At 72.7% G+C, this 16,115-nt stretch carries 15 protein-coding genes; 6 read left to right on the top strand and 9 right to left on the bottom strand.

The window, feature by feature from the left end; genetic code table 11:
• Window positions 1–18 precede the first annotated feature (18 nt).
• Together ACIRR8_RS17715 and ACIRR8_RS17710 are read right to left on the bottom strand one after the other, a co-directional pair.
• Entirely contained in the window at window positions 19–558 is a 540-nt protein-coding gene (locus ACIRR8_RS17715; protein ID WP_404065156.1) for a VOC family protein, read from the bottom strand.
• A 240-nt stretch (window positions 559–798) separates the two neighbouring features.
• Entirely contained in the window at window positions 799–1,905 is a 1,107-nt protein-coding gene (locus ACIRR8_RS17710) for a citrate synthase 2 (protein ID WP_404065153.1), read from the bottom strand.
• Window positions 1,906–2,287: 382 nt separating this feature from the next.
• Here ACIRR8_RS17710 and pdxH point away from each other — a divergent pair, with 382 nt between their 5' ends.
• Together pdxH and ACIRR8_RS17700 are read left to right on the top strand one after the other, a co-directional pair.
• Complete coding sequence (gene pdxH / locus ACIRR8_RS17705; RefSeq protein WP_404065151.1) at window positions 2,288–2,938, top strand: pyridoxamine 5'-phosphate oxidase; 651 nt, start codon at window positions 2,288–2,290, stop codon at window positions 2,936–2,938.
• A gap of 427 nt (window positions 2,939–3,365) precedes the next feature.
• Window positions 3,366–4,814: a PAS domain-containing protein gene (locus tag ACIRR8_RS17700; RefSeq protein ID WP_404065148.1), complete on the top strand. Its 1,449-nt coding sequence runs from the start codon at window positions 3,366–3,368 to the stop codon at window positions 4,812–4,814.
• 36 nt (window positions 4,815–4,850) lie between these two features.
• Here ACIRR8_RS17700 and ACIRR8_RS17695 read toward each other — a convergent pair whose 3' ends face one another.
• The 4 genes from ACIRR8_RS17695 to ACIRR8_RS17680 are packed head-to-tail and all read right to left on the bottom strand — an operon-like array spanning window position 4,851 to window position 8,378.
• Window positions 4,851–6,059 carry an ABC transporter permease gene (locus ACIRR8_RS17695; protein WP_404065145.1) on the bottom strand — a complete coding sequence of 403 codons (1,209 nt, stop codon included), beginning with the start codon at window positions 6,057–6,059 and terminating at the stop codon, window positions 4,851–4,853.
• Window positions 6,056–6,814: an ABC transporter ATP-binding protein gene (locus ACIRR8_RS17690; RefSeq protein WP_404065143.1), complete on the bottom strand. Its 759-nt coding sequence runs from the start codon at window positions 6,812–6,814 to the stop codon at window positions 6,056–6,058. The genes ACIRR8_RS17695 and ACIRR8_RS17690 overlap by 4 nt, the downstream gene beginning before the upstream one ends.
• Window positions 6,811–7,875, bottom strand: a complete 1,065-nt coding sequence (locus ACIRR8_RS17685; protein ID WP_404065141.1) for an efflux RND transporter periplasmic adaptor subunit — start codon at window positions 7,873–7,875, stop codon at window positions 6,811–6,813. The genes ACIRR8_RS17690 and ACIRR8_RS17685 overlap by 4 nt, the downstream gene beginning before the upstream one ends.
• Entirely contained in the window at window positions 7,872–8,378 is a 507-nt protein-coding gene (locus ACIRR8_RS17680; protein ID WP_404065139.1) for a hypothetical protein, read from the bottom strand. Before ACIRR8_RS17680 ends, ACIRR8_RS17685 begins: the two co-directional genes overlap by 4 nt.
• Window positions 8,379–8,495: 117 nt before the next feature.
• On the opposite strand from ACIRR8_RS17680, the gene ACIRR8_RS17675 reads away from it, so the two are divergent.
• Together ACIRR8_RS17675 and ACIRR8_RS17670 are read left to right on the top strand one after the other, a co-directional pair.
• A complete protein-coding gene (locus tag ACIRR8_RS17675) occupies window positions 8,496–9,182 on the top strand; it encodes a response regulator transcription factor (RefSeq protein WP_404065137.1) in 687 nt (228 codons plus the stop codon).
• Complete coding sequence (locus ACIRR8_RS17670) at window positions 9,179–10,345, top strand: sensor histidine kinase (RefSeq protein WP_404065134.1); 1,167 nt, start codon at window positions 9,179–9,181, stop codon at window positions 10,343–10,345. Before ACIRR8_RS17675 ends, ACIRR8_RS17670 begins: the two co-directional genes overlap by 4 nt.
• A gap of 8 nt (window positions 10,346–10,353) precedes the next feature.
• Here ACIRR8_RS17670 and ACIRR8_RS17665 read toward each other — a convergent pair whose 3' ends face one another.
• Window positions 10,354–11,109, bottom strand: a complete 756-nt coding sequence (locus tag ACIRR8_RS17665; RefSeq protein WP_404065132.1) for an SIS domain-containing protein — start codon at window positions 11,107–11,109, stop codon at window positions 10,354–10,356.
• Window positions 11,110–11,327: 218 nt separating this feature from the next.
• Between ACIRR8_RS17665 and ACIRR8_RS17660 the strand changes: the two genes are divergently transcribed.
• On the top strand, window positions 11,328–12,020 hold the full coding sequence (locus ACIRR8_RS17660) for a metal-dependent transcriptional regulator (RefSeq protein WP_404065130.1): 693 nt from the start codon (window positions 11,328–11,330) through the stop codon (window positions 12,018–12,020).
• 613 nt (window positions 12,021–12,633) lie between these two features.
• Window positions 12,634–13,542: an alpha/beta fold hydrolase gene (locus ACIRR8_RS17655; RefSeq protein WP_404065127.1), complete on the top strand. Its 909-nt coding sequence runs from the start codon at window positions 12,634–12,636 to the stop codon at window positions 13,540–13,542.
• Between the two features lie 64 nt (window positions 13,543–13,606).
• On the opposite strand, the gene ACIRR8_RS17650 is transcribed toward ACIRR8_RS17655, so the two are convergent.
• Window positions 13,607–15,244, bottom strand: a complete 1,638-nt coding sequence (locus tag ACIRR8_RS17650) for a transporter (protein ID WP_404065124.1) — start codon at window positions 15,242–15,244, stop codon at window positions 13,607–13,609.
• Window positions 15,241–15,984, bottom strand: a complete 744-nt coding sequence (locus tag ACIRR8_RS17645) for an ABC transporter ATP-binding protein (protein WP_404065530.1) — start codon at window positions 15,982–15,984, stop codon at window positions 15,241–15,243. The genes ACIRR8_RS17650 and ACIRR8_RS17645 overlap by 4 nt, the downstream gene beginning before the upstream one ends.
• Window positions 15,985–16,115 lie beyond the last annotated feature (131 nt).

Genomic DNA, 16,115 nt, shown 5'->3' with positions numbered 1-16,115 from the left:
CCGAGGCGCACGCACGCGTTACGACGCCATGTCCGGCTCCGCCGTGCCTGCGGCCTCCCGCCGGTCCGGTGTCACCGCCTCCGACGCCATCGGGTTCTGCGTCCTGATGTCCCGGGCCTGTTCAGCGACCCACTCGGGGCTGATCGCCGGCGTCCCGCCGAGGACCTGGTCGCGGACGAACAGGCAGAAGGGGTGGCCCGCCGGGTCGAACAGGACCCGTACGTCGTGCTGCGGCTGGAACTCCGCCGGGGTCGCGCCCTCCGCCACCGCGTGGGCCACGCCCGCCTCCAGGTCCGTCACCTCGAAGTCCAGGTGCAGCATCATCAGCTGGTCGCCCGGAGAGGTGAGGGAGGCGGGCCAGACCGGGGGCACGTACGGCTTCGACGTCTGGAAGCTCAGGCCGGAACCGCCGCCCGGTGGCAGCAGCTTCACCCAGTCCGGCTCCTCCTGTACCGGCTCCCACCCCAGCAGGCGGCGGTAGAAGTCCGCCAGTTCCGCCGCGTCCGGGGCTTCGAGCACCGTGCTGGACAGGGTCAGGGACGGTCGGGGAGTGGTCACCGTGGGCCTCCTCGGATCGGAGATGTGCCGGTACGAGTACCCCGTACCGGCACATTCATCAGCGCCGAGCGCCGAGCGCCGAGCGCCGAGCCCCGAGCGCCGAGCACCGAGCACCGAGCGCCGCGTCTCGCGATGCCCGCGCCCGACCGCGCGCCGACCGCCGCCACCCACGCCCCGCCGCAGGCGCCGACCGCGGCCACCCGCGCCCCGCCGCACCCCCTACGGGAGTTCCGCGGCCTCCTACGCGAGGTCCGCGATGTCCGCGTATCCCTCGATCTCGCGCGGGTTCCGCGTGCCGGGGCCCACGTACGTCGCCGACGGGCGGACCAGGCGGCCCGTGCGCTTCTGCTCCAGGATGTGCGCCGACCAGCCCGCCGTACGGGCGCACGTGAACATCGACGTGAACATGTGCGCCGGGACCTCCGCGAAGTCCAGCACGATCGCCGCCCAGAACTCCACGTTCGTCGCCAGCACGCGGTCCGGACGCCGTGCGTGCAGCTCCTCCAGCGCGGCCTTCTCCAGCGCCTCCGCCACCTCGAAGCGCGGCGCCGCCAGCTCGCGGGCCGTGCGGCGCAGGACGCGGGCGCGCGGGTCCTCGGCGCGGTAGACGCGGTGGCCGAAGCCCATCAGCCGCTCGCCGCGGTCCAGCGCCTGCTTCACGTACGCCGTGGCATCGCCCGTACGCTCGATCTCCTCGATCATGCCGAGGACCCGGGACGGGGCGCCGCCGTGCAGCGGGCCCGACATCGCGCCCACCGCGCCGGAGAGCGCGGCCGCGACGTCCGCGCCCGTCGACGCGATGACCCGGGCCGTGAACGTGGAGGCATTCATTCCGTGCTCGGCCGCCGACGTCCAGTACGCGTCCACCGCCTTGACGTGCTTCGGGTCCGGCTCGCCGCGCCAGCGGATCATGAACCGCTCGACCACCGAGTGCGCCTTGTCGATCTCGCTCTGCGGCACCATCGGCAGGCCCTGCCCACGGGCCGACTGGGCCACGTACGACAGCGCCATCACCGCGGCCCGCGCCAGGTCGTCCCGGGCCGTCGCCTCGTCGATGTCCAGCAGTGGCTTCAGGCCCCAGACCGGAGCCAGCATCGCCAGCGCGGACTGCACGTCGACCCGGATGTCACCCGAGTGCACCGGGATCGGGAACGGCTCGGCCGGCGGCAGCCCGGGGTTGAACGCCCCGTCCACCAGCAGGCCCCAGACGTTGCCGAAGGAGACGTGGCCGACCAGATCCTCGATGTCGACCCCGCGGTAGCGGAGCGAACCACCTTCCTTGTCCGGTTCGGCGATCTCCGTTTCGAACGCGACGACTCCCTCAAGACCGGGTACGAAGTCGGACATCAGGCGGCTCCCTCAGTTCGGCGGCGGATGGGCGACGGCCCTGCGGCCCCGGCGTCTCCGTGCGGCAGCGCTCCGGAGGCCCCTGACAAGGCCCGCCCCAAGATATTGGCGGGTTCCCACGGAGCGGGGAAGCGTGACATCCGGCACAGGGCTCCATTTCGGCGGTGCGTGGTTACGGGACCTCCTCGCCGGGCACACTCGGCCACTGTGGCACCGCTGCGGCAGGATGGCCCCCGTGCCCACACCAGAAGGTTCCTCGGGATCCCTCCCGGACGAGTCCGCCTCCCGTCCCACCGACGATTCGCCTCCCGGTTTCACTTCCGGTCCTCCTCCCGGTTCGCCCCCCGGTTCCCCTCCCGATTTCACCACCGATCCCGCGGCCATGCGCGAGCACTACCGCTCCGAGGACTTCACCGAGTCCGACCTCAGCGCCGACCCGATGGACCAGTTCGCCCGCTGGTTCCGCCAGGTCGCGGTCGGCGGAGTGCTCCACGAGCCCAACGCGATGGTCGTCTCCACCGCCACTCCGGACGGCCGGCCCTCCTCGCGTACGGTCCTGCTGAAGCAGTACGACGACCGGGGCTTCGTCTTCTTCACGAACTACGGCTCCCGCAAGGGCCGCGAGCTGGCCGCCAACCCGCACGTCTCGCTGCTCTTCCCCTGGCACCCGATGGCCCGCCAGGTGATCGTCACCGGTACCGCGGCCCGGGTCTCCCGCGAGGAGACCGTCGGCTACTTCCGTACCCGGCCGCACGGCTCCCAGCTCGGCGCCTGGGCCAGCGACCAGTCCACGGTGATCTCCTCCCGCGAGGAGCTGATCGAGCGGTACGAGGAGCTCGCCGCGCGCTACCCGGAAGGCGAGAAGGTGCCCGCTCCGCCGGACTGGGGCGGCTTCCGCGTAGTACCGGAGACCATCGAGTTCTGGCAGGGGCACGGGAACCGGCTGCACGACCGGCTGCGGTACGTCAGGGAGGACGCTGCCGGGACCGGGGCCGGGGCCGGTCCCTGGAGGGTGGAGCGGCTCTGTCCGTAGGTCCGTAGGGTCTGTGGGTCCGTAGGGTCCATGGGTCCGTAGGGTCGTCGGTCCACCAAGGCCCGTACAACGCAGAAACCCGCAGGCTCTGGTTCCTCCGTGCACAGAGGAGCCGGCCGGACTTACCGGCGAGCCTGCGGGTCGGTGACTGCTGGGTATTGGCCGGCGACCGGCCATGCACTGCGAAAGTGCGTGACAACGGGCGTCAGCCCGCAGCCACCTCACGAGTCCGAAGAGAAATCACTTCCGGAACACCTCCTTTCTTGTGTGCTGTGAAGCCTAGGAGCGGGCCCGTCGGCGGTTCAACCCATTTATTTGGCGAAGAGGGATGTGCGCTGGGTCACGTTCGAGTTGAATGGTCTGACGTGCAGCAATACGCGCGGTGACGCGCGGGGAAACGGCCGACACGTTCTGCGGGGGGTACGGAGTGGGTGCTTCCAGGAGCAGCGGGACCACCGACGCGCTCGGAGGGGACGAGGGCGCGGGGGGTCCGCCGCAGGAGGGTGCCGGGGGAGAGCCGGAGGAGAGCCCGGGCGGCGCGGGCGAGGCCCTGTGCCCCGAGCAGCCGCCCGACTCCGGCGCCGAGCTGCTCGCCGCCCTCCTCGACGGCATGGACGCGGCCCTCTGCGCCTTCGACGCCGGTGGCGTGGTCACCCACTGGAACCGCGAGGCCGAGCGCATCCTCGGCTGGTCCGCGCAGGAGGCCGTGGGGCGGACGGGCTTCGCCGGGTGGGCGGTGCGGCGGGCCGACGCGCACGAGGTGCAGGGGCGGCTGATGGCGGCCATGGACACGCCCGGACGCCAGGTGCACGAGTTCGCGCTGCTGCGCAAGGACGGCAGCCGGGTGCTCGTGCGGACCCAGTCCGCCCGGGTGCTCGGCGCCGACGGCAAGCCGGCCGGCGTGTACTGCGCGTTCAGCGAGGTGCACGCCCAGATCGACCTGGAGCGGGCCATCGCGCTGAGCGAGGCGCTGCTGGAGGACGCGTCCTGGGGCGTGGTGCTCGTCGACGTCGACCTCCGCCCGACCGTGGTGAACACGTACGCCTCCCGTGCGCTCGGCGGCGGCCGCACCACGCTCCTCGGCCGGCCGCTCGGTGAGCTGGTGGTCCGGGGCTTGGAGGAGCTGGAGGCGGCCCTCCAGCATGTGCTTGCCGGAGGCGCCCCGGGCGCTCCGGCCGAGCTGTGGGTGACGTTGCGTACGGCGGAGGGTGAGCGGCGGCGGTGCTGGCGCAGCGGGTTCCTGCGGCTGGCCTCACCGCTGGCGGAGGAGCCGGTTCCGCTCGGGGTCGGGTGGCTGTTCCGGGATGTGACGGCCACGAAGCTCGCGCAGCAGGAGGCGGACCGGCTGCGGTTCCGGTCGAGCCAGCTGCACCGCGCGGCGCGTACGGCCTCCGAGTGCGAGGACCCGATGGAGGCGGTGACCTCCCTGCTCGACTTCGCGCTGGCCGGCTTCGCCGACCACGTGCTCCTCGACGTGACGGAGGGCGAGCGCCTCGTCCGTACCGCCGCCACGCCCACGGACGCGCCCGGTCCGTGTCTGCTGGTCGCGGGCGGATCGGTGCCGGTCCGGTACGGGGCCGGGCACCCTGCCCTCCAGGCCGTCGAGCGCACCGGCTCGGTCCGTACGAGCGCGGGCGCCGGGGACACGTCGGGTGCGGCGGCGGCCTGGGCGGCCGAGCGCCGCTGGCCCGAGGACGCGGTCCACGCGCTGTCCACGGTGCTCCGGAGCCGGGGCCGGACCCTGGGCGTGCTGACGTTCCTCCGCGCGGCGAACCGCACCGCCTTCGAACGCCCGGACACGGCGTACGCGGAGACGGTGGCGGCCCGGGTGGCGGGGGCCGTGGATCTGGCGCGGGTGGTGGGGATGGGGGAGTAGGTGCCTGGTCTCGAACCCCTGCGCGCCCCTTCCCTCTCACGCCGCGTGCAGCGCCAGCGTCGGAGACAGCCGGGACGCCCGCACCGCCGGGTAGAGGCCCGCCACCGTGCCGATCACCAGTGTCGCGCCGAAGCCTCCGGCGACCGCCCAGAGCGGGACCACCCATGGCAGCCCGCCCGTGTGCGCGTACGCCCCCGTCGCCGCCGCGCCCAGCGCGACCCCCGCCAGGCCGCCGAGGCCGGACAGCATCAGGGACTCCGTGACGAACTGGATCCTGATCTGGCCCCGGGTCGCGCCCAGCGAGCGGCGCAGGCCGATCTCGTACCGGCGTTCCAGGACCGAGATGATCATGGTGTTGGCCACTCCCACGCCTCCGACCAGCAGCGCGATGCCGCCCAGGCCCAGCAGCAGGCTGCTGAACGCGCCCTCCGTCGCCGCCTTCGCGCGTAGCGCCGACGACGGGTCGGTGACCTTCACGTTCTGCGGGTTCTGCGGGTCGACCGTCGCCGCCATCACCTTCCGTACGTCCCGCACCGCCGCGTCGTCCGACCGCTCGTAGATCGACGTCGGGTGGCCCGCGAAGTCCAGCAGGCGTTTCGCGCCCTCCCAGCCGACCAGTGCGGAGCGTTCGATCTCGGGAGCCAGCGGGAGCGGGGCCAGGATGCCGGTGACGGTGAAGTACCGGTCGCCTATCCATACCTGCCGGCCGGGCTTGGTGATGCCGAGGCGTTCGGCCGAGACGTGGCCGAGGACGACCGACGGGTAGCGGCCGGTCGCCGCGTTGAGCCAGCTGCCGCTGCTGACCTCGCCGCGCAGGACGCGGAGGAGGTCGGCCGTCGTCGCCTTGACCGTGATCCCGCCCGTATCGTCCTCGTCGATCTTCTCGCTCCGGCGTGCGGTGGCGTTCAGGTCGGCGGTGGCTCCCACCTCCTGGACGCCCTTGATCCGGCCGACCATCCCCACCGAGCCCTCCGGGAGACGCACCTCCTCCCCGGCGAACATCGAGTCGCCGGGCGAGGCCACGAGCAGGTTGGTGCCCAACGTGTCGAGTTCGCGGAGGAGTCTGGCCTGGCTGGAGGTGGAGATGCCCACCACCGCGATCATCGTCGCGATCCCGATGGCGATGCCCAGGGCCGAGAGCACCACCCGCATCGGGCGGCTGCGCAGGCCGGACGAGCCGACGTGGAGGACGTCCCGGGGGCCCAGGCGGGCCGCCTTGAGGCGGCCCCGTCCCGCCCGGCTCACAGCTCCGCCCCCGTCGCCTCGGAAGCCATGGGCGCGACGGACGCGAGGTTCCGTACGTCCGCCACCACCTCGCCGTCCCTGATCCGCACCTCGCGCGGCAGGCTCCCCGCGATCTCCGTGTCATGTGTGATCACCGCGATCGTCGCCCCCTCCCGGTTCAGGTCCCGCAGCAGTTCCATCACCGCCGCACCCGACGCCGTGTCGAGCGCGCCCGTCGGCTCGTCGGCCAGCAGCAGCGCGGGCTCGCCGACCACCGCCCGCGCGATGGCCACCCGCTGCTTCTGGCCGCCCGAGAGCTGGTGCGGCCGGTGGTCCAGGCGGTCCGCGAGGCCGACCCGGTCCAGCGCCTCGGCGGCCTTGCGGCGGCGTACGGAGCGGGGGAGGCCGGAGTAGAGCAGGCCCTCCGCCACGTTGTCGCGGGCCGAGACGCCCGGGACCAGGTGGAACGCCTGGAAGACGAAGCCCACGTGCTGGGCGCGCAGTGCGGAGAGGCGGCGGTCGGTCAGGGACGCCACATCGTGGCCCGCGATGTGGACGGAGCCGGCGGTGGGGCGGTCCAGCGTGCCGACGATGTGCAGCAAGGTGGACTTGCCGGAGCCGGACGGGCCGACGATGGCGAGTAGCTCGCCCTCCGCCACGGTCAGGTCCACCCCGCGCAGGGCCGTGACCCCACCCGCGTACTCCTTGGTCACGCCCCGCAGGCCGACGACCGTATTCACCGGTGCGGCGTCATTCACAGGTGCGGCGCCGCTCATATCTTCGGCACCCCGACCTTCATGCCCTCGCGCAGCCCGCCGCCCGACACCTCGACCCGGCCCTCCGCGAACATGCCGAGCTCCACCTTCACCTCGCGGACCGCGCCACCGCTCACCACCTCCACCCCGAAGCCGCCGCCCGGCAGTGCCAGGAGCGCGTTCACCGGGACCGTCAGCACGTCCTCGCGGGTCTCGCCGGTCAGGTTCACCGTCACCGGCGACTGGTCGAAGCCGCCGGCCTTCTCCGGCCGGTCGAAGGAGACGGCCAAGGTCACCTTCGGGCTGCCGTCCTGCGGGTCCTTGCCGGGCTTCGCCGTCCGGCCGACCGAGGAGACCGTGCCGGGCGCACTGGTGCCGTCAGGCAGCTCGACGGTGACCTTGGTGCCGGCCTTGGCCAACTGGCTCTCCGCCACATCGAGTTCGAAGGTCACGATGCGCTCGGAGCCGGTCGTGGTCAGGACCGGTGCGCCCGGCTGGGCCAGATCGCCGACGGCCGCCGCCACGCCCTTGATCCGGACCTTCCCGGGGGCGAACGCGACGTCCCGCGGGCCGACCGTGCCCGTCTGCTTCGCGCCGTGCGCCTTCTGCCAGCGCTTGACGGCCGCCGCCGTCAGCTCGGTGTACTCGGTGTCCGGGGTGAAGCCGGTGTAGCCGAGGGCGGCGAGGTTGCGTTCCAGCTGCTCGACGTCCCGGCCCTCGTCGCCCGGCTTCAGGGTCCGGTACATGGGGCCCGACCCGTACAGCAGCCGGACCGCCCGGCCGTCGACCTCGTACAGCCGCTCGTTCCGCTCGACCGTCGAGCCGGTGCGCGGGGTCCAGGTCAGGGTGCCCGCCGCACCCGCGTTGATCTTGCGCTGCCGGTCGTAGCCGAGGGTCCCGTCCGCCTGGGCGCTGTCGCGCAGGTCGCCGCGTTCGACCGGAGCGGTGGCCTGCGGCAGGCCGGTGTTCTTCGCGCCCGCCGACTCCGTGCCGCTGCCGCCGCCGAGCTGGGTGACCGCGATGGTCCCGGCGGTCACGGCGAGCACCGCCGCCACTGCCGCGACGGCCCGTCCGCGCCTCATCGGCCCACGCTCTCGCACGCCTTGTTGGCCTTCTCGAACTTTTTCATGTCCTCGGCCTTCAGCGCGGGCGCCGCCTGCATCGCCCCGCCGTCGAACTTCGGGTCCGGCATGTCGAAGCCGTTCTTCCGCATGCACCGGGCGAAGGCGACCATCTTGTCCTTCTCCGCCTGGCTCAGCTCCTTGGGCCCGCCGCCGACCGCCTTGTCCTGGCAGGCCTTGAACGCCTTCTCCATCTGCTGCTTGCTCTTCGACCCGCCGTCGATGGTCACACCCATGCCGTTCTCGCCCGGCTTCGGCTCCGGGATGTCCAGGCCCTGCTCACGGAGGCACTTGCGGTGCTCCAGGGCCTGGTCCTCCTCCGTCTTCCCGGTCCCGGAAGAAGATCCACCGCTCTTCGTCCCGCCGCCGTCGCCGCCCGAACAGGCGGTGGCGGACAGGACGACGCTCGTGGCGAGCAGACAGGCGGCGGCGACGGTGCGCCGCCGTGCGGTGAGAACGGTCATGGAGGGCTCCTCGGGGCGTCGGAAGGGACGGCCCGAGCGTGGGCGAGGAAGCGGTTTCGTTTCTCTCAGCGCCGGTGCTTACACCGGCGAAACATCGCTTTCGGGTACACAGAACCCATGCGCGTGCTGGTGGTGGAGGACGAGGAGTTCCTGGCGGGGATGATCGCCGAGGGGCTGCGCCGTGACGCCGTCGCGGTGGACATCGCGCCGGACGGGCCGACCGCGCTGGAGAAGCTCCGGTTCGGCGCGTACGACGTGATGATCCTCGACCGCGACCTGCCCGGGCTGCACGGCGACGAGGTCTGCCGCCGGGTCGTCGCCGCCCGCCTGCTGACCCGGATCCTGATGCTCACCGCCTCGGGGACCGTACGGGACCGGGTGGCCGGCCTCGGGCTCGGTGCCGACGACTACCTGACCAAGCCGTTCGCGTACGACGAACTCCTCGCCCGGGTCCTCGCGCTCGGCCGCCGCTCCCGCCCGGCCCTCCCGCCAGTCCTGGAACGGGCCGGGCTGACGCTCGACACCGCCCGCCGCCAGGTCTGCCGCGACGGCCGCTTCCTTTCTCTCTCCCGCAAGGAGTTCGCCGTGCTGGAGACGCTCCTGCGGGCCGAGGGCGCCGTCGTCAGCGGCGACGACCTGATCGAGGAGGTGTGGGAGGAGGAGACCAGCTACCGCACCAACGCCGTCCGGGTCACCCTCTCCAAACTCCGTACGAAACTGGGGGCGCCACCCGTGATCGAGACCGTGCCGGGGGCCGGGTACCGCATCGGGGATCAGCCCACGGCGGGCGGCGACGCCCGGTGAACAACGAGCGCGCGCGGCTCACCGCGCTCTACGGCGGCCTGCTGGTGCTGGCCGGAGTCCTGCTCATGGGGCTCGTCTACGTGCTGGTCAGCGACGGGCTCTACAGCAGCGTCATGACCGCCGTCGCCCCCGCCGTCCCCACCTTCCAGCTGAACGAGGCCTCCGCCCCCGCGCTGCCCTCCTCTAACTGGGCGCAGACCACCGTCATCCAGCCCGGCCAGTACGCCGTCGCGCGGAAGGTCTCCACCGCCGCCGGAGATGCCGCGCTCAGCCGGCTCCTCACCGTCTCCGGGATCTCCCTCGCCGTCTACTCGGCGCTCTCCGTCGCGCTGGCCTGGTGGATGGCGGGCCGGGTGCTGCGGCCCGTCGGGGTCATCACCGCCCGGGCCCGCCGGCTCTCCGGCTCCAACCTCCACGAGCGGATCGCGCTCCAGGCGCCGCCCGGCGAGCTCAAGGAGCTGGCCGACACCTTCGACGGCATGCTCGACCGGATCGAGCAACTGGTCGCCGCCCGCCAGCGGTTCGCCGCCAACGCGGCACACGAACTGCGCACCCCGCTCGCCGTGCAGCGGGCCGCCGCCGAGATCGGGCTCGCCGACGATCCGCCGCCCGAGAAGGTCGCCTGGATCCGGGACAAGCTCATCGACACCGCCGACAACAGCGAGCAGCTCATCGAGGGCCTGCTGCTCCTCGCGGTCTCCGACGAAGGGCTGCGGCGGCGCGAACGGGTCGGGCTTGACGCCACCACCGCCACGGTCACCGAGGCGCTGGCGGCGGAGGCGGCGGAGCGGGCCGTCACCGTCGACGTGGAGGTCCGGCCGGTCAGCGTCCAGGGCGACCCGGTCCTCCTGGACCACCTGGTGCACAACCTGGTCGCCAACGCGCTGCGCCACAACCATCCCGGCGGGACCGTACGGGTCCGGGTCGGTCCCGGCGGTCTGGAGGTCGCCAACACGGGACCCGTGGTGGACCCGGCGGCACTGCCGCTGCTGTTCGAGCCGTTCCGCCGCGCGCAGGCCCGCCGCCACGCACCGGGGGAGGGCGCGGGGCTCGGGCTCTCCATCGTGGCGTCGGTCGCCCGGGCGCACGGCGGTGACGTCGGCGCGACGGCGAACCCGGGCGGCGGGCTGACGGCCCGGGTGACGCTGCCGACCTGCGCGTAGTACGGACCTCAGTGGCGGTAGAAGATCCGCTCCCGGTACTCCGTCATGACCCGGCCGTTCCAGTCGTGGCCGCCGTCGACGTTCCCCGAGCGCAGGAGCGGCGGCTCGATGCCCCGGGCCACCAGCGCCTCGGACGCCGCCGCCATCATCGACTGCATGATCGCGCTGGTGACGACGGTGGAGGCGGGCGCGAAGGGCGCCTCGATGCCGGGTGCGCTCAGCTCGGCGTCGCCGATCGCGATCTTGCTGTCCAGCACGATGTCGCAGTGGTCGCGCAGGAAGCCGCCCGAGGTGTGCCGGGAGCGGGTGTTCTCCGCGTACGCCACCGAGGTCACGCCGATCACCTTCAGCCCGAGGGCCCGGGCGTTCTGCGCCATCTCGACCGGGAGCGCGTTGCGGCCGGAGAGCGAGATGATGACGAGCACGTCGCCGGCGGCCGCCGGGCTGGAGTCCAGGACCGCCGAGGCCAGTCCGTCCACCCGCTCCAGCGCCGAGCCGAGGGTGGCGGGCATGACGTCCACGCCGGTGGTGCCGGGCACGGTGAGCAGGTTCATCAGGGCCAGCCCGCCCGCCCGGTAGACGACGTCCTGGGCGGCGAGCGAGGAGTGACCCGCGCCGTACGCGAAGAGCCGGCCGCCCGCCTCGACGGTGTCGGCGATGGCGTTCCCGGCCGCCGCGATGTTCGCCGACTCCTCGTCCCGTACCCGCTGCAGCAGGCCGATCGCCGCATCGAAGAACTGACCGGCCAACTTGCTGTCGCTCATCGAGGAGAGCCTTTCGACGGGATCGCGAGGGGTTTCGGCAGGGCGGGAATGGCTGTGCCGCGGATCACGTTGCGGTCTGGACCAGTGGCCTGTCAATAGCGCCCGGCGGCCTCCGGCGTACGGCTTCGGCCGACGCGGCACGGTTGTCGGCGCTATGCGTCAGAATTGGTGCAGGGCCATCGCACGACGATTTTCTGTCACAGCATCGAGGGGCATGTATGTCCGGACTGATCGACACCACGGAGATGTATCTCCGCACCATCCTCGAACTCGAAGAGGAAGGCGTGGTCCCCATGCGCGCCCGGATCGCCGAACGGCTGGACCAGAGCGGTCCGACGGTCAGCCAGACGGTGGCCCGCATGGAGCGCGACGGACTGGTCCAGGTCGCGGGGGACCGCCATCTGGAGCTGACCGAGGAGGGCCGCCGGCTGGCGACGCGGGTGATGCGCAAGCACCGGCTCGCCGAGTGCCTGCTGGTCGACGTGATCGGCCTGGAGTGGGAGCAGGTCCACGCCGAGGCCTGTCGCTGGGAGCACGTGATGAGCGAGGCCGTGGAGCGGCGGGTGCTGGAGCTGCTGCGGCACCCGACGGAGTCTCCGTACGGGAATCCGATCCCGGGTCTGGAGGAGCTGGGCGAGAAGGCGGAGGCCCATCCGTTCCTGGACGACTCCATGGTGAGCCTGGCCGAGCTCGACCCGGGCGCGGAGGGCAAGACCGTGATCGTGCGGCGGATCGGGGAGCCGATCCAGACGGACGCCCAGCTGATGTACACGCTGCGGCGGGCCGGGGTCCAGCCCGGGTCCGTGGTCAGCGTGACGGAGTCGCCGGGCGGGGTGCTGGTCGGGTCCAGCGGCGAGGCGGCGGAGCTGGACACAGAGGTGGCTTCGCACGTGTTCGTCGCCAAGAAGTGACGCGCTGACGGCTTTGGCGTCTTCAGGCCCTGTGGTGCCGGGGTCCTGGTCGGGGCGCCGCTCCCCGGCGTGAGGCTTCCGTCCTCAAACGCCGGACGGGCTGGGGTGGGCATGGAAAGCGCTGAACTCTCAGCGGGCGGGGCGATCGCGTGCCAGGCTGAGGCCAGGCATATGACCTGAGGGTGCCGGACCGGATGCGGTCGGCACGGTCGGGGAGGGAGCAGGGAATGCGCCCGTCGTACCGGCATGCACGCCGACCGGTGGCTGCCATGGTCCGAGATGCCCTGGTCGGGGATGGTCTTGTGATGGCCGCGCCGTGCTCTGCCATCGTTGTCGTGAACACGGGTCGGCCCCGGCGCCCGAAGGCGCCGGGGCCGGTCCTCCCCCATGCTGACCTGGAGCCCCGAGCTCTCAAGGTCATTCCCTGCGGACCCCTGTCCCCGAGCGGTCCGCCTCCCGTTGAAGATCTCCCCAGGCCGGTCGGCGGCAATCCTCGTCGCGTGTCACTCGAACGTGGGGTGTTGAGCGGCGAATCCCTGTTTTCGAATAAGAGTTCGATAGTCTGGCGACGCCACCACGCGGTGATCGAGGACCAGAAGGGGGTGCCAGGACCATGGTGCGGCGCATCGATGTGACCGGATCCGACGGCGTACGCCTCGCGGCGTGGGAGTTCACGGATCCGCCCAAGGAGCGTGCGGGGACGGGCCGCGCTGGAGCGGACCGCGCCCCCGGCGTCTTACTGCTGCACGGGCTGATGGGCCGGGCCTCGCACTGGGCCCCCACCGCCCGCTGGCTCTCCGAGCGGTACCGCGCGGTCGGCCTCGACCAGCGGGGCCACGGCCGCAGCGACAAGCCGGCCGACGGCCCCTACACCCGCGACGCGTACGTCGCCGACGCCGAGGCCGCGATCGAACAGCTGGACCTCGGGCCCGTCACCGTCGTCGGCCACGCCATGGGAGCGCTCACCGGCTGGCAGCTCGCCGCCAAGCGCCCCGACCTGGTCCGCGCGGTCGTCATCTGCGACATGCGGGCCTCCGCGCTCGGCGCGGCGTCGCAGCGCGAGTGGAGCGACTGGTTCGCGTCCTGGCCACTGCCCTTCGCCACGCTCGCCGACGTACGGAGATGGTTCGGCGAGGACGACCCGTGGGTGGAGCGGCCGAACCCCATGCGCGGTGAGTTCTACGCCGAGGTGATGGCCGAGACGGAGGACGGCTGGCGCCCGGTCTTCTCCCGCAGCCAGATGCTCAGCTCCCGCGCCACCTGGGTCTACGACGCGCACTGGGAGGAGCTGGCGCAGGTGTGCTGCCCCGCGCTGGTGCTGCGCGGGCTCGACGGCGAGCTGGGCCGGGCCGAGGCGCAGGAGATGGTGCGGGTGCTGCCGCGCGGCCAGTACGCGGAGGTGGCCGACGCGGGCCACCTGGTCCACTACGACCAGCCGGAAGGGTGGCGGGCGGCGGTGGAGCCGTTCCTGGAACAGCTCGCCGAGGACCCCCGCGGCGACCGCGAGCCGGTCGCCCCGTAGGCCGGGTCCGGCCGCGTACGCAGCCCCCGCACACAGGCGGCCGCGACACGTGAACGCGTGACCCTCACCCCTTGCTGACCGCCGCCAGGATCTCCGGCAGCCGGTTCGCCGTGCGCGGCGCCGCGATGCGCAGGCCCGCCCACCCGATGAGCGCCCCGTACACCGCGCCGGCCGGAACGACCAGCCACAACGCGTCGTGGTGGTCCGCCACCCGCAGCCAGATCGTCAGCCCGATCACCGGACCGGACAGCACCGGCGCGGCCAGCATGCCGCTGAGGATGGAGATCCACGCCAGCCCGCCCTGCCCGGGCGCCACGTTCTTGAACGCGCCCTCCTGCGGGATCGAGTACGGGAACAGCGCCGAGGCCACCGCCCCGATCGCCAGCATCGAGCCCAGCAGCGCGAAGGAGATCCCGAGCGCGCTCGGCAGCGTCCGCCAGCTCCCCAGGAGCGCCGCCGTCGCCACGCACACCAGCACCGTGTACGGGAGCGTGATCAGCAGCAACGCCATGGCGCGAGCCCGCAGTTCGACGTACGCGTCCCGGGTCGAGGAGATCGTCAGGGCCACCATCCAGAAGGCGGAGGTGTCCTGGCCGAACTGGTTGTACATCTGCATGCCGAGCATCCCGGCGGCGAAGCAGGCGAAGTAGATCGAGCCGGTGCCCTGGAGCGCGTTGAGCAGCGGCACGATCGCGCCGATCGCCAGCGCCGTCACCCAGGCCGCCTTGGTCTTCGGGTCCCGGGCGATGTACCGCAGGCTGCGCTGCACGACCGTGCCCGTGCGTCCCTCCGGCAGCAGCCCGGAAAGCCCGGTGCGCCGCGACTCCTTGCGGGCCGGTCCGGCGGCGGCCAGCGTCGACCCGTCCGGCGCGGTCATCACCTTCACCAGCCCCCGCTGCCACAGCCACACCAGCGCCCCCACAGCCACCGCCGTCACCAGCGCCTGCGCCGCCGCGACCCCGTAGGACCCCTTCGACGCCGCGTCCACCGCCGCTATCGCCGAGGCGCCCGGCAGCCAGCGCGCCACGTCCGCCGCCGGACGCAGGGCCGAGAGCCCGCCGGCCTGGCCGAGCCGTTGCGCGCCGAAGTTGACGAACTGGATGCCCACCGCGATCACCAGCCCGCTGAGCACCGCCAGGTCCCGGCCCTTGCGGGAGTTGAGCAGCCGTACGTTGGCGGTGGCGACGGCCCGCGACAGCGCCACGCACAGCAGCATCGTCAGCGGGACCGCGAGCACCGCGAACGCCACGCCCGCCGGTCCGTGCGCCAGCGCGAGGACCGAGCCGAGCACCAGGCAGAGCGTGAACAGCGGCCCGATCCCGATCATCGAGGAGATCAGCAGCGCCCGGACCAGCGGCTGCGGCCGCAGCGGCAGCATCACCAGCCGGGTCGGGTCAAGAGTGTCGTCGCCGCTCGGGAAGAAGAGCGGCAGCACCGCCCAGCCGAGCGCCACGACGGCCGCCAGCAGCACCACGACCGTGCCCGCGTTCGCGTTGCCGCGCAGCAGGACGAGGGCGAGGACCTGGCCCGCCGCGAGCAGCAGCGTGAAGACGAGCGAGATGATGAACGCGGCCCTGCGCCCGCTGGACTGCCGCAGTCCGTTGCGCAGGAGCGTCAGCTTGAGCCGTACGAAGGTGGAGGTCAGGCCCGTCACGGGAGGCGCCGGAGCGGCGGCGGTGACCGGGGCGTCGAGCACGCTCATCGGGTGCCGCCCAGCCAGTCGAGCGCGTCGCCGGAGGTGTCCCGGCCGCCCGCGCCGACCAGTTCGAGGAAGGCGTTCTGCAGCGACGGCGCGTCGCCGCGTACCTCTTCCAGCGTGCCCTGCGCCTTGATCCGGCCGGCCGCCATCACGGCGACCCAGTCGCAGAGCGACTCGACCAGCTCCATCACATGGCTGGAGAAGACCACGGTCGCCCCGGACCGTGTGTACCGCTCCAGCACCCCCCGGATCGTCTGCGCCGACACCGGGTCCACACCTTCGAACGGCTCGTCCAGGAAGAGCACTTCCGGGTTGTGGAGGAGAGCGGCGGCGAGCCCGATCTTCTTCCGCATCCCGGTCGAGTAGTCGACGACCAGCTTGTGCTGCGAACCGGCCAGGTCCAGTACGTCGAGGAGCTGCGCGGCCCGCTTGTCGACCTCGTCGCCCGGCAGCCCGCGCAACCGCCCGTTGTACGCCAGCAGTTCGCGCCCCGACAGCCGCTCGAAGAGCCGCAGACCCTCCGGCAGCACACCGATCCGGGACTTCACCGCGACCGGGTCCGTCCACACGTCGTGGCCCGCGACCTCGATCTTCCCCATGTCGGGCCGCAGCAGCCCGGTGACCATGGAGAGCGTCGTCGTCTTGCCCGCCCCGTTCGGCCCCACCAGCCCGATGAACTTGCCCGCCGGCAGCTCCAGATCGATCCCCGAGACGGCGACCTGCTCCCCGAACCGCTTCCACAGCCCCTGTACGCGGACGGGGGGGGGGGGGGGGCGCCCGCCCCCCCCCCCCCGGGCCGCCGGCCCCGCCCCCCCCCGCCGGGGGGGGGCGGCGGTGATTTCAACGGGCGAGTCCCCGGGCCGCCAGGGCCACC

Origin of the sequence: Streptomyces sp. NPDC101178 (genome assembly GCF_044767965.1) — a bacterium.
GTDB lineage: Bacteria > Actinomycetota > Actinomycetes > Streptomycetales > Streptomycetaceae > Streptomyces.
The sequence above is the reverse complement of the archived record's forward strand: the minus strand, read 5'-3'. Positions and strand labels throughout refer to the sequence as shown.

Coding starts and splice junctions, on each gene's coding strand:
- ACIRR8_RS17675 (WP_404065137.1), top strand. CDS start 8,496: ATGCGCGTGCTGGTGGTGGAGGACGAGGAGTTCCTGGCGGGGATGATC.
- ACIRR8_RS17690 (WP_404065143.1), bottom strand. CDS start 6,814: ATGAGCGGCGCCGCACCTGTGAATGACGCCGCACCGGTGAATACGGTC.
- ACIRR8_RS17665 (WP_404065132.1), bottom strand. CDS start 11,109: ATGAGCGACAGCAAGTTGGCCGGTCAGTTCTTCGATGCGGCGATCGGC.
- ACIRR8_RS17655 (WP_404065127.1), top strand. CDS start 12,634: ATGGTGCGGCGCATCGATGTGACCGGATCCGACGGCGTACGCCTCGCG.
- ACIRR8_RS17710 (WP_404065153.1), bottom strand. CDS start 1,905: ATGTCCGACTTCGTACCCGGTCTTGAGGGAGTCGTCGCGTTCGAAACG.
- ACIRR8_RS17685 (WP_404065141.1), bottom strand. CDS start 7,875: ATGAGGCGCGGACGGGCCGTCGCGGCAGTGGCGGCGGTGCTCGCCGTG.
- ACIRR8_RS17650 (WP_404065124.1), bottom strand. CDS start 15,244: ATGAGCGTGCTCGACGCCCCGGTCACCGCCGCCGCTCCGGCGCCTCCC.
- ACIRR8_RS17680 (WP_404065139.1), bottom strand. CDS start 8,378: ATGACCGTTCTCACCGCACGGCGGCGCACCGTCGCCGCCGCCTGTCTG.
- pdxH (WP_404065151.1), top strand. CDS start 2,288: ATGCGCGAGCACTACCGCTCCGAGGACTTCACCGAGTCCGACCTCAGC.
- ACIRR8_RS17660 (WP_404065130.1), top strand. CDS start 11,328: ATGTCCGGACTGATCGACACCACGGAGATGTATCTCCGCACCATCCTC.